Annotated in this window: 12 protein-coding genes; all 12 read left to right on the top strand. The window is 31.6% G+C overall.

Going from position 1 to position 13,048, the window contains the following annotated elements:
* The first annotated feature begins 10 nt into the window (after positions 1-10).
* Positions 11-1,216: a diaminopimelate decarboxylase gene (gene lysA / locus A0083_RS07080; RefSeq protein WP_197553056.1), complete on the top strand. Its 1,206-nt coding sequence runs from the start codon at positions 11-13 to the stop codon at positions 1,214-1,216.
* A 1-nt stretch (position 1,217) separates the two neighbouring features.
* Positions 1,218-1,979, top strand: a complete 762-nt coding sequence (locus A0083_RS07075) for an HAD-IIA family hydrolase (RefSeq protein WP_197553054.1) — start codon at positions 1,218-1,220, stop codon at positions 1,977-1,979.
* Positions 1,976-3,049 carry a prephenate dehydratase gene (gene pheA / locus A0083_RS07070; protein WP_197553052.1) on the top strand — a complete coding sequence of 358 codons (1,074 nt, stop codon included), beginning with the start codon at positions 1,976-1,978 and terminating at the stop codon, positions 3,047-3,049. Before A0083_RS07075 ends, pheA begins: the two co-directional genes overlap by 4 nt.
* Positions 3,039-4,130, top strand: a complete 1,092-nt coding sequence (hisC, locus tag A0083_RS07065) for a histidinol-phosphate transaminase (RefSeq protein ID WP_197553050.1) — start codon at positions 3,039-3,041, stop codon at positions 4,128-4,130. The genes pheA and hisC overlap by 11 nt, the downstream gene beginning before the upstream one ends.
* Positions 4,131-4,144: 14 nt before the next feature.
* Positions 4,145-5,830, top strand: coding sequence for a flagellar basal-body MS-ring/collar protein FliF (gene fliF, locus A0083_RS07060; RefSeq protein WP_197553048.1), 1,686 nt, complete (start codon positions 4,145-4,147; stop codon positions 5,828-5,830).
* Positions 5,830-6,858 (top strand): flagellar motor switch protein FliG, encoded by a 1,029-nt coding sequence (gene fliG / locus A0083_RS07055; protein WP_043020181.1) that lies wholly within the window; start codon positions 5,830-5,832, stop codon positions 6,856-6,858. The genes fliF and fliG overlap by 1 nt, the downstream gene beginning before the upstream one ends.
* Before the next feature lie 4 nt (positions 6,859-6,862).
* Complete coding sequence (gene fliH, locus A0083_RS07050; RefSeq protein WP_120760038.1) at positions 6,863-7,666, top strand: flagellar assembly protein FliH; 804 nt, start codon at positions 6,863-6,865, stop codon at positions 7,664-7,666.
* Entirely contained in the window at positions 7,663-9,492 is a 1,830-nt protein-coding gene (gene dxs / locus A0083_RS07045; protein WP_197553046.1) for a 1-deoxy-D-xylulose-5-phosphate synthase, read from the top strand. Before fliH ends, dxs begins: the two co-directional genes overlap by 4 nt.
* An 82-nt stretch (positions 9,493-9,574) precedes the next feature.
* Positions 9,575-9,988 carry a peroxide-responsive transcriptional repressor PerR gene (gene perR / locus A0083_RS07040; protein ID WP_087699633.1) on the top strand — a complete coding sequence of 138 codons (414 nt, stop codon included), beginning with the start codon at positions 9,575-9,577 and terminating at the stop codon, positions 9,986-9,988.
* On the top strand, positions 9,988-11,172 hold the full coding sequence (locus A0083_RS07035) for a hypothetical protein (protein ID WP_197553044.1): 1,185 nt from the start codon (positions 9,988-9,990) through the stop codon (positions 11,170-11,172). The genes perR and A0083_RS07035 overlap by 1 nt, the downstream gene beginning before the upstream one ends.
* A 7-nt stretch (positions 11,173-11,179) precedes the next feature.
* A complete protein-coding gene (gene ubiE, locus A0083_RS07030) occupies positions 11,180-11,881 on the top strand; it encodes a bifunctional demethylmenaquinone methyltransferase/2-methoxy-6-polyprenyl-1,4-benzoquinol methylase UbiE (RefSeq protein WP_197553042.1) in 702 nt (233 codons plus the stop codon).
* Entirely contained in the window at positions 11,878-13,041 is a 1,164-nt protein-coding gene (gene xseA, locus A0083_RS07025) for an exodeoxyribonuclease VII large subunit (RefSeq protein ID WP_197553040.1), read from the top strand. The genes ubiE and xseA overlap by 4 nt, the downstream gene beginning before the upstream one ends.
* The last annotated feature ends 7 nt before the right edge of the window (positions 13,042-13,048 follow it).

Here is a 13,048-nt window from a genome sequence, read left to right as displayed (position 1 = left end):
AAGGTTTTTTATGGATTATTTTAAATTAGCAAAAGAATACAACACTCCTTTTTATATTTATGATTTTGATAAAATCAAAGAGCGTTTTACAATGCTAAAAGATGCTTTTAAGGCAAGAAAATCTCAAATTTTTTATGCTGTAAAAGCAAATTCTAATTTAAGTGTTTTAAAGTTTTTGGCTTCTTTAGATAGTGGGTTTGATTGTGTTAGTGCAGGGGAAATTTATAGAGCGTTAAAAGCAGGAGCGAAAAATTATAAAATTATTTTTAGCGGTGTAGGTAAAGGTGCAGATGAATTAAAATACGCATTAGAGCAAAATATATTATATATTAATCTAGAAAGCCAAGAAGAAATGCTGCTTCTAGAGCAAATTGCAAAAGAAAATCAAAAAGTTGCGCGTATAAGTATAAGGGTAAATCCCAATGTAGATGCAAAAACTCATCCTTATATTTCTACAGGTTTGCATGAAAATAAATTTGGTGTAGATATAGAAAATGCTAAAAAAATGTATATTTATGCGAAAAATTCAGCCTATTTAGAACCTGTTGGTGTGCATTTTCATATAGGATCTCAAATTCTTGATATTAGTAGTATTCATGAAGCTTCGATTATTGTTGCAAAATTAGTAAGAGAGCTTTTGGCTCTTAAAATTAATATCAAATTTTTTGATATTGGCGGTGGCTTAGGAGTTTGTTATAAAGATGAGCAAGAGCCTAGTTTATATGATTATGCTCAAGGAATTTTATCAAGTTTGCATGGACTTGATGTGTGTATAGGTATGGAGCCTGGAAGATTTTTGGTTGCGAATGCAGGTGAGTTTGTGACTAAAGTTTTATATGAAAAATTTAATGAGAAAAAACGTTTTGTTATTGTTGATGGTGCGATGAATGATTTGTTAAGACCAAGTTTATATGATGCTTATCATGAAATCGAACTTTTGGGCGCAAATAGCGAGGAAAGTCTTTGTGATATTGTTGGTGGGGTATGTGAAAGCGGGGATTTTCTAGCCAAAGATCGAAGTTTGGCTAAGACTCAAGCAGGAGATTTGATTGTAGTAAAAAGTGCTGGAGCGTATGGTTTTAGCATGAGTAGTAATTATAATTCACGCAACAGAGTTTGTGAGCTTGCGCAAGAAAATGGTGTGGTTAGAATGATTAGAAAAAGAGAAAGTTATGAGGAGCAGGTTGCTTTAGAACTTGAGTATTTAAAGGAATGAAATGTTATTTTTAGATGTACAAGGGACTTTGATATCAGATCATGATAAAAGTCCTATAGATGGTGCTTTAGAACTCATTAGTTCTTTGAATAAAGCAAAAATTCCTTATGTGGTAATCACCAATAATACTAAAAAATTAGATTTTTTAAATTACTTGCAAAATTTGGGTTTTGAAATCGATGAAAAAGCATATATTGATCCTTTTAGTGTTTTAAAAGATCATCTTAAACCTTGTAAAATAGCAGCTTTTGGGGCGAAAGAATTTTTGGATTCACTTCAAAATTTAGGTTATGAACTTGATTTTAAAAATCCGCAAGCTTTTTTGGTGGCAAGTTTTGATGATTTTAAATTTCAAGATTTTGCTAATATGATTGAATATGTAAAAAATGGTATTAAAGCTATTGCAATGCATGAGGGCAGTATATATAAGAAAAACTCAAGATTATACCCTGGCGTAGGTAGTGTTATGGCGATGCTTAAAAATACACAAGAGTTTGAATATAGTGTTATTGGCAAACCAAGTAAAGCTTTTTATCAGAGTGCTTTAAAGTTATTAAAACTACAAAATGAAAATGCAAGTTTTGAAAATACTTTGATCATCAGTGATGATTTTAAAGGAGATTTGCTTGGTGCGTATACACTTGGTATGCAAACAGCTTTGGTTTTAAGTGGTAAAATTTCTAACACTCAAGGTTTAGATACAACTAAACTTAATTTTGTATATGATAGTATTAAGGATTACTACGTATCGAGGTTTAAATGAAAGAGATAGAAAAATTACGAACTAAGATCGATTCTATTGATGATAAAATCTTGACCTTATTAAACGAAAGAATGCTTTATGTTAAAGACATAGGTGTAATTAAGCAAAATTTGGGTGGGAGTATTTATAGGCCTGAGCGCGAAAGAGCTATTATTAATAGGTTGAAAAATAACAACAATGGTTTGTTAGATCAAAATGCCATTGAAGCAATTTATCAAGAAATTTTTGCTGTCTCTAGAAATTTAGAAAAACCTCAAAATATAGCTTATTTAGGACCTGAAGGAAGTTATACACACCAAGTAGCAAGAACACGTTTTGGTGCGATGAGTCATTATATTGCCCTTGCAAATATTGAAGATGTTTTTAAAGAATTAGCCCACAAAGAAGCAAAATACGGAGTAGTACCAATTGAAAACAATACTGCAGGTGCGGTTGGTGTGACACTGGATTGTCTTGGTAAATATGAAGAGGTAAAAATTTTTGCTGAAATTTACATGGATATTCATCATTCTTTTGTAAGTATGAGTGAAAATTTAAAAGATATTAAGCGTATATATTCTCACCCACAAGGTTATAATCAGTGTAGAAATTTTTTAGAAAGCCATGATTTAAGCGAAGTGGAGTTTGTCGCGAGTAAATCTACAGCCCACGCGGCTTATCTAGCTTCACAAGATTTTACTTCGGCTGCGATTTGTTCTAAAATTGCTGCAAAGCTTTATAATGTGCCTGTTTTATTTGAAACTATTGAAGATAATTTGGCTAATCGTACTAGATTTTTGATTTTAAGTGATATTAAGATCCCGCAAATGTCAGGTTGCAAAACTTCTATTTTAGCGCTTGCTGCACATAAACCTGGTGGACTTAGTGATTTATTGTATGAGTTTAAAAAAGAAGGGATTAATTTAACTAAATTAGAATCACGTCCAGTAAAAGCAAGAGAATTTGTGCATAGTTTTTATATTGATTTTGAAGGTCATATTGATGATGAGCGTGTTCAAAGGGTTTTGAAAAAAGCAGATCATATAAAATGGCTTGGGTCTTATTTGTCAGGAGAAAGCAATGCAATTTAATCCTTTTTTAAAAGCAATTAAAACCTATGAAAGTGGCAAGGATATAGATTTAATCGCTAAAGAATATGGCTTAAATGAGGTGATTAAGCTAGCTAGTAATGAAAATCCCTATGGGGTTAGTCCTAAGGCTAAAAGGGCTATTATAGATCATGCGCACTTGGCTTATTTATATCCTGATGATACTATGAGTGAGTTAAAACAAGCCTTGGCAAAACGTTACAACATCTTAAATGAAAACATCATTATAGGCAGTGGAAGCGATCAAATCATAGAATACATTGTGCATGCAAAATTAGATCATTCTAAAGCATATTTGCAATGTGGGGTTAGTTTTGCTATGTATGAAATTTATGCGAAACAATTAGGGGTTAAAGTGTATAAAACTCCAAGTTTAACCCATGATTTAAACGAGCTTGGTGAGCTATACCAAAAACATAAAAATGAAATAAAAGTGATTTTTTTATGTTTACCAAATAATCCTTTAGGAGAATGTCTAGATGCAAATGCAGTTTTTGAATTTTTAGAAAATATTGATGATGATTGTTTGGTAGCAATTGATGGGGCATATAATGAATTTGCTGCATTTAAAGATGATAAAAAGCGTATTGATCCTAAAGAATTAATTAATAAATTTCAAAATACTATATACCTAGGAACTTTTTCAAAGCTTTATGGTTTAGGCGGTATGAGAGTGGGTTATGGTATAGCTTGCAAAGAGATTATTGATGTATTTTGTAAACTAAGAGCACCTTTTAATGTAACGAATTTAAGTTTAAAGGCCGCTGTTGCTGCGCTTAATGATGATGAGTTTGTACAAAAAACCTTAGAGAATAATTTTTCACAAATGCGATTATATGAAGATTTTGCTCAAAAATATCAAATCAAATATATACCAAGTTATACAAATTTTATCACATATTTTTTTGATAAAAAAAATAGTACAGATTTATCTGAAAAATTGCTTAAAAACGGTATAATAATAAGAAATTTACAAAGTTATGGTCTAAATGCTGTGCGTATAAGCATAGGTACAGCGTATGAAAATTCAAGGTTTTTTGAAGAGTTTTCTAAAAATTTTTAGTTTGTAGGAAATAAATGGATTATAAAACTATACTGCACCAAGTAGGTCAGCTTTATCAAAATTTAAGTTTAAGACAGCGTATTATTATTGCTGCTTCTATTGTTGTTGTAGTTGGATTTTTAGTATTTTTAACCCTTTTTAGAAGTGGTTCGACGGTAGCTAGTGAAGCTGGATATTCGGTACTATTTGAAAATGCCAATACTAGTGATTCGGCGATGATCGTAACTCAACTTGAAAAAAGCGGCGTTCCTTATATTTTGCGTAATGAAGGAACAATTTTAGTGCCTAATGAGCAAGTATATAAACAACGTTTAGCTATTGCTTCTGCTGGGTTATTACCAAAGGATAATAAAGTAGGCTTTGAGCTTTTTGATAAACAAGAATTCGGCGCAACCGAAGCTGAACAAAAAGTAAAATATCAAAGAGCATTAGAAGGGGAACTTGCTAGAACGATTGAAAGTTTAGAGCCTATTCATAGTGCCACAGTGCATATTGCTTTTGCTAAAGATACACTTTTTACCCAACAACAAGTCCCGCCAACTGCTTCAGTGGCTTTGACAATAAAAGAGGGCTTAAAGCTTAATAAAAAGCAAATTATGGGAATTAAAAACCTAATTGCATCTTCTGTTACAAAGCTTAGCCCTGAAAATGTAAAAATCATGGATCAAAAAGGAATTCCTTTAGATGATGAGGGTGCTTTTGAAAGCGACTTAATCGCTGCGCAAATCAAATACAAAAGAGACCAAGAGTACGAACTAGAGCAAAAAATCGTTGCTTCTATTGCTCCTTTTGCAGGTGGTTATGATAGGGTTGTTGCAAAAGTTAGCATTGATTATGATTTTTCTAAAGAAGAATCACAAAGTGAAATATATGATCCAAATACCGTTGTACGTAGCGAACAGACCTTAGAAGAACATAGAGAAGGTTATAAGGATAAAGAAGTCCAAGGAGTGCCAGGTGCTGTTTCAAACATCGGCCCTGTAGAGGGTTTAGATAATAACGGTGCACGCGAGGTTTATACAAAAAACCAAACCACTACTAATAATGAAATTTCTAAAAAAATTACCAACACTACTAAGCAATTTGCAACTGTGAAAAGAATTTCAGCAGCTGTTGTTGTTGATGGAAAATATAAAGTGATTACCGATGATCAAGGAAATGTAACAAATGAATACATTCCTTTGAGTGATAAAGAAATTCAAGCTATTGAAAATCTTACCAAAGGTGCGATTGGATTTAATCTTGCTAGGGGTGATGCAGTTGAAGTTAATAACTTAGAGTTTCATAGAACAGTCAAGGTTGAAAACAAGGTTCAAACTTTTTATTCTAAATTTGTGGAACCATTTATCCCGCCTGTTAAGTATGTATTTGCAGCGATATTGCTTTTTATTTTTTACAAAAAAGTTATTGTGCCATTTTCTCAAAAAATGCTTGCAGATATCAAACTTGAAGAAGAAATGGAAGGTAAAGATGGGCAAATTATCGATGAGGCTGAAGATGCCATTGAAAAATTCAATGCTGCACGTAAGAAAGTTGAAGAACAACTTGGCTTTGGAGATAATTTTGATGAAGATGCGCTTCAGTATGATGTTTTACTTGAAAAATTAAGGGCTGTGGCGAATGAAAAAGGTGAAGAAGTTGCGCTATTGTTACAAAAGCTTGTAGAAAATGAAGCTGAATTTGGTGAGAAGGATATCTAATGATAAAGCTTAGCGAAGAACAAAAAATGGTCTATGATGACCTTTCTATGCCAGAAAAGGTTGCGATATTTTTAATTCAATTAGGAGAAGATGTAACGACAGTTTTGTTTTCTCATATGGATATTAATGTCATTACAGAAATCTCACGTTATATTGCTTTGGCGAAAAATGTTGATAAACCTGTAGCTACGGCAGTATTAGAAGAATTTTATACTTTATTGCAGTCAAACCAGTATTTAAAAAGCGGTGGTTTGGAATATGCAAAAGAAATTTTATTTAGAACTTTTGGTCCTGAAATTGCCAATAAAATTTTGGAAAAACTTACCAAAAGTATGGAAAACAACCAAAACTTTGCTTATCTTTCACAAATCAAACCACAACAACTTGCAGACTTTATCATTAAAGAGCATCCACAAACCATTGCATTGATTTTGGCGCATATGGAAACTACTCAAGCGGCAGAAACTTTAGAGTATTTTAGCGATGAATTAAGAGCTGAGGTTGTGATTAGAATGGCAAATCTTGGAGATATTTCACCTTCAATCATCAAAAGAGTATCTGCTGTACTTGAAAGCAAACTCGAAAGTCTTACTTCTTATAAGGTTGAAGTGGGTGGTCCAAGAGCTGTTGCTGAAGTACTTAATCGTTTGGGGCAAAAAGCTTCTAAAACAACACTTTCTTATATTGAACAAAGCGATGAAAAACTTGCTACAACCATTAAAGATTTAATGTTTACATTTGATGATATTTCTCAACTTAGTACCAATGCAATTAGAGAGGTTTTAAAGGCTGCTGATAAGCGTGATTTGATGATAGGTTTAAAAGGTGCAAGCGAGGATCTAAAGCAAAAATTTATGGCAAATATGTCTACGCGTGCAGCTGAAGCTTTTGTAGAAGAAATGGGATTTTTAGGTGCAGTACGTGTTAAAGATGTAGAAGAAGCACAAAGAAAAGTGGTGGAAGTGGTGCAAAAACTTGCAGAACAAGGTCTTATCCAAGTGGGTGAGGCTGATGAGATGATAGAGTAAAAGCATGGCTAAATTAACCAATGTGATCTCACCTGATAACATCTCATCTCATGTAGTTGAGGGTTATCATTTTAAAGTTATAAGTGAAGTAAACTCTAATGAAGAGCCAAAAGCAGAAGAAGCCCAGGTTCAAACACAAATAACATCTTCTACAAATACCCCGCAAACAGAAGAAATTCAAAATGTAGAGGTTGTATCACAACCACAAATTCAACCCGATTTTGTAGAAGATTTACTTAAAAAAACTGATGAAATGTCAGGAAATATCATCAAACTTCAAATGCAAATAGAAAGCCAAGAAGCTGAATTTAATAACCGCTTAAACACAGAATTAGAACATGCAAAAGAAAAATTTATCAAAGAAGGTTATGAAGAAGCGCAAAAGAATTTTGAAAATGAATTAGAAGCTTTGAAGGAAAAATACTTAAAAAGCGTGGAAAAACTCGAAAATACAGTGCAAACTTTAAATGAGTTTTTATCTAAAAACGAAAAAGAATTAGCAGACACTGCGGTGGTAATAGCCAAAGAAGTAATAGCCAAAGAATTAGAAGAAAATTCTTCTCTTATAGCTTTAAATTTGGCAAAAGAACTTATGGGTGAACTTAAAAATGCAACCAAAATAGAGTTAAAATTAAACCCTGATGATTTTGATTATGTTAAAGCACACCTGCAAGAACCAAGTAATATTAAATTTAGTCTTGATGATGCGATTAATAAAGGGAGTATTTTGATATTAAGTGATGCAGGAAATATAGAGTCAAACCTTAATAATCGTTTGCAAAAAATCAAAAATATGGTTAATGAATGATAGATTTTAACAATTTAGACCTTAAAAATATGCAAATTAAAGAGTTAGAAAACCTAGCTTCTCATTTGCGTGAAGTTATCATTGATACAGTGAGTAAAAATGGTGGGCATTTAAGCTCTAATTTAGGAGTTGTAGAGCTTAGCATAGGTATGCATTATGTTTTTCATGTTCAAAAAGATCCTTTTATTTTTGATGTCTCACATCAGTCTTACCCACACAAGCTTTTAAGCGGTAAAATTGATAACTTTCACACATTAAGGCAGTTTAATGGTATAAGCGGTTATACCAAGCCTGATGAAGGGGATTATTTTGTAGCGGGTCATTCAAGTACTTCTATATCTTTAGCGGTTGGAGCTTGTAAAGCTATAAGATTAAAAAATGAAGATCGTGTGCCAGTGGTGTTAATAGGCGATGGTGCATTAAGTGCAGGTATGGCTTATGAAGCCTTAAATGAGCTTGGTGATAGAGAGTACCCATGTGTAATTATCTTAAATGATAATGAAATGAGTATTTCCAAGCCAATTGGAGCTATCTCTAAGTATTTATCTCAAGCAATGGCAACGCAGTTTTATCAAAAATTTAAAAAGCGCATTGAAAATCTTTTAGAGTATTTTCCTCAAGGTGCTTCTTATATGGCAAAGCGTTTTGAAGAGGGTTTAAGGCTTATCACACCTGGACTTTTGTTTGAAGAATTAGGGCTTGAATACATTGGGCCTATCGATGGACATAATCTTAATGAAGTGATTAATGCGCTCAATCAAGCAAAAGCTATGAATAAACCTTGTGTGGTACATGCACAAACTATCAAAGGCAAGGGTTATGCACTAGCTGAGGGAAAAAATGCAAAATGGCATGGAGTAAGTGCTTTTGATAAAAGTAGTGGAGAAAGCTTAAAAGGTAGTATAAATAAAAAAAGTGCAACAGAAATTTTCTCCAATACATTGTTGCAGTTGGCTCAAAAATATGAAAATATTGTTGGAGTAACTGCTGCTATGCCAAGTGGCACTGGACTTGATAAACTGATAGAAAAATACCCCGAACGTTTTTGGGATGTAGCTATAGCAGAACAACATGCGGTTACTTCTATGGCAGCTATGGCAAAAGAAGGGTTTAAACCCTTTATAGCAATTTACAGTACTTTTATGCAAAGAGCATATGATCAGGTGATTCATGATTGTGCGATTATGAATTTAAATGTTGTGATTGCTATGGATAGAGCAGGGATTGTAGGAGAAGATGGAGAAACACATCAAGGGGTTTTTGATGTTAGTTTCTTAAGTGCTATACCTAATATCACTTTGGCTGCACCAAGAGATGAAATGATGATGGAAAAAATCATGGAATATGCTTATTTTCATCAAGGGGTTTTTGCTTTTCGTTATCCTAGGGGTAATTTTTTATTAGATAATGATTTTAGCCCATGTGAGATAAAGCTTGCTAAAGCACAAATTTTGTCTAAAGCGCAAAGCGATAAAGTATTTTTAGGTTTTGGACAAGGAGTTGCAAAAGCAAAAATGGTTTTAGATGAATTAGGCTTTGAGTATGCTACTTTAGTAGACTTGATCTTTGCCAAACCTTTAGATGAGGAGCTTTTAAAAGAATTAGCAAATAGCACACAAACTTGGTATGTGTTTTCAGATACTGCTAGAATAGGTGGGGTAGGAAGCTTGATCGCAGATTTCTTGCAAAAAGAAAAACTTCATCATATTAAGCTAGTAAGCTTTGAATTTGAAGATTGTTTTATCACTCATGGTAAAACTAATGAGGTAGAAAAATCTCTAGAGCTTGATGTTGCTTCCTTGTGCCAGAAAGTAAAACTTTATTAAAAGATAAAAAATATCTTTTAATATAATTATTTTTTTATATAAAAATCGTTATACTATGTAAAAAATATTGGAGAAAATGACTATGGAACTTATTCAGATGTTAAAAAATTGCGATTTAAAAGCTACTCCGCAAAGACTTTGTATTTTAAAAATTTTAAAACGCCATGAACACCCAAATATTGAATCATTATACGAAAGTATCAAAGAAGAATATCCTTCTATTTCATTGGCCACAGTGTATAAAAATTTAAACACTTTAAAAGAGCAAGGCTTAGTAGTAGAAATCAATACACCAAATCAAAAAACTTGTTATGATATTTATGAGTATCCACATATTCATGTTATTTGTAGCAAATGCAATCATATTGAAGATGTATGTTATGAGGATAGCGGGATTAATAAATACCAAGAAGACCTTGAGAAAAAAATCGGAAATATTATTGATTATTTAGGTGTATTTGCTTATGTTAATGGTTGTAAAGCTTGTAAAAAATAATGGTTTGTGAAGTCCAAAGACGTTTTTTAGTTGAAAATAATGACTTTATAAAAATTTTACAAGAAGAAAAAATTTCTTATTCTAAGGACAAAATACGTGTGTTTTTTACGCGTATAAGTCCTTTTTGTGATGTTAAATATAAAAAGATAAATCAAAACTACTTTCAATTTTCACTTTATAAGCTACATGATATTTTAGACAAAAAAACACGTAAGCTTTCAAAAAAGGAATTTAAAAAACAATACAAAAGATCTTTAACAAAGGTAATTAATAAAACAAGAATTAGCTTTCAATTATCAGGAAATTCCTTTTATCTTTATCGATTTAAAGGTAATTTGCAAGATTTAACGATACTAAAAGCAGTTTTTCCTACTTTTGAAAAAGCAAAACAATTTAATCCTCCTTTGTTTTTAAAAACTTATAAAGAAATTAGTGAAGATGAAAATTTTTATAGCAAAAATCTGGCTTTATATGGAGACTTTTCTAAGATTTTTGATAGCGCAAGATGTATTAAAATTTTGGATAAACAAGAAGAGATTAGTTTACATTTTCCTAGTCAAATTCAAAGCTTCAAAGCGGGAAAAATTTTGCTTTTTGTGTTGTTTAAAAGATTTAAAAAAGAAAAAATTCAATTTCTACAAAAAGCGAATGTTGAAAATTTAAAACAATTTTATACAAGTTTGAGTCAAATTAATATCTTTTTTGATCTTTTTACTACACTTTTTGAAGCAAGTATACAAAGTAAGCTTAAGCATTATTTTGTAAATTTAAAACAACAAATTGATATAACTCAAATACATGCATTGGATTTAGAGCGATATGTTTTTATTTTAAGTGATTTAAAAATACACAGTGTGATGTTGGATTTGGAATTTATTTTAAAAAATGAACACGATTTTTACCAAGGTGCTAAGGAGCAAATTTTAAAGCGTCTTATAGCATTTAAATTGAGAAAAGAATTAGTTTTTTTAAAGAAAAAAATTGTAAAATCTCACAGCAATCTTGATGAGGAAATAGAGAGAATAAAATTTTTATTATGTTATTTTGCAACTATGTTTGAAGAAAAAAATATAAACAAGTTGAAATCTTATTTTGTTTGTAGCGATGTGGGTTTGATTTTTCATGATAAAAAAATAATGAAAAAAATTAATAAAATCACAAAAAAATTAAAAATATACAGTTAGGAAAAACATGCAAAAACAAGAAAAAATAGTTAAAATGTTTGATGATATAGCACCAACTTACGATAAAGCTAATAGAATTTTAAGTTTTGGAAGCGATGTAAGCTGGAGAAAAAAAGCATGTTTGAGTGTTTTTAAGTATTCTAAGAATGAGCTAGATATTATTGATGTGGCTTGTGGTACAGGCGATATGATTATAGAGTGGAAAAATCAAGCCTTTAAAGCGCAAAAAAACATTACTAGCATAAAAGGAGTAGATCCAAGTGCGGGTATGCTTGAGGTTGCTAGAAAGAAAATTCCTGAAGCGGCTTTTATACAAGCAAAAGCACAAGAACTTCCTCTTGAAAATGAAAGTGCAGATATTATAAGCATAAGTTATGGTATCCGAAATGTGGTGGATAGAAAAGAAGCTATAAAAGAATTTGCAAGAGTGTTGAAGAAGCATGGAATTTTGCTAGTACTTGAATTTACCAAAAGAGAACAAGGTGGTTTTATAGCAGCTTGTAGAGATTTTTACTTGAAAAATATTTTGCCAAAGATAGGTGGTTTTATCAGTAAAAATTATAGTGCTTATGAATATTTACCAAATTCCATAGAAGATTTTTTAAGCAAAGAAGATTTTATCGAAGAATTGAGCGAACATTTTGAAATGCTAGAGTATAAAAGCTTTGGTTTTGGTGTTTGTTCTATGTTTGTTGCAAGAAAAAAATGAAAGTTTCAGAACTTAACCTAAAAGCTAAGAGTTTACTAGAGTTTCATCTTGATGATATAGAGCTTAGTGGGGAAATTTCTAAAATCACCATTCACAGTTCAGGGCATTGGTATTTTGATTTAAAAGATGAAAAATCAAGCATTGCTTGTGTGATGTTTAAAGGTTTTAATCAGTTTGTACAAGCTAAACCCAAAGTAGGTGATATGCTTGATCTTAGAGGCTATGTAAGTTTGTATGAGGCAAGCGGTAGGTATCAGTTTATTGCTAAAAGTATGCAAAAAACAAGCCTTGGAGATTTAGAAGCTAAATTTTTGGCACTAAAAGAAAAACTTGAAAAAGAAGGGTTGTTTGATGTAAATGCCAAAAAAAGCATTGTAAAATTTCCCAAAAAAATAGGCATCATTACTTCTTTTACTTCAGCAGCTTTGCAAGATATGTTAAAGCTAATTTCACAAAAAGAATACAATCTTTGTAAGATTACAGTTTTTAATGCTCTCACTCAAGGACTTAGCGCCCCAATTTCTTTAATCAATGCTTTAAAAAAAGCAGATGGATACAATCTAGATGCGATCATTTTAGCAAGAGGTGGTGGAAGTAGAGAGGATTTGTTTTGTTTTAATGATGAAGAGCTTGCAAGGTGTATTTTTACTTTAAAAACACCTATTGTTTCTGCGATTGGGCATGAGATTGATTATGTTATTAGTGATTTTGTGGCAGATTTAAGAGCACCAACTCCTAGCGCAGCTGTTGATATGATTTTTCCAAACAAGCTAAGTCTAGAACAGGGGCTTGATGAGCTTAATGCGCGTTTAAAAGATCAAATGCTTAATCATCTTAAATTGTATCAAAATAAAATCGATTATTTGCAAAATTTAGCCAAGGCAAAATCTTTAGAAAATGCTTTTTTTCTTAGAAAGCAAAAACTTGATTTTTTACGAAGTCAATTAAAAGGTGTTTTAAAATTGAAATTACTAAATTATGAGAATAGGCTAGATAATTTTGAAGAGCTTTTAAATCAGCACAAAAATTTCTTTGATAAAAGTCAAAATTTGATCAATATCCAAAAAGATGGTAAAAATATTTCACTTAAAAAGTTAAAAAAAGGAGATATTGTAAAGCTTTGTTCTATAAATGAGAGCAAAGAAGCGCAAATACTATAAAAGGAGA

The sequence above is a fragment of the Campylobacter sp. 2014D-0216 genome, from assembly GCF_014931215.1.
GTDB lineage: Bacteria > Campylobacterota > Campylobacteria > Campylobacterales > Campylobacteraceae > Campylobacter_D.
Note: the sequence above shows the minus strand (reverse complement) of the source record. Positions and strands in the feature narration are given on the sequence as shown.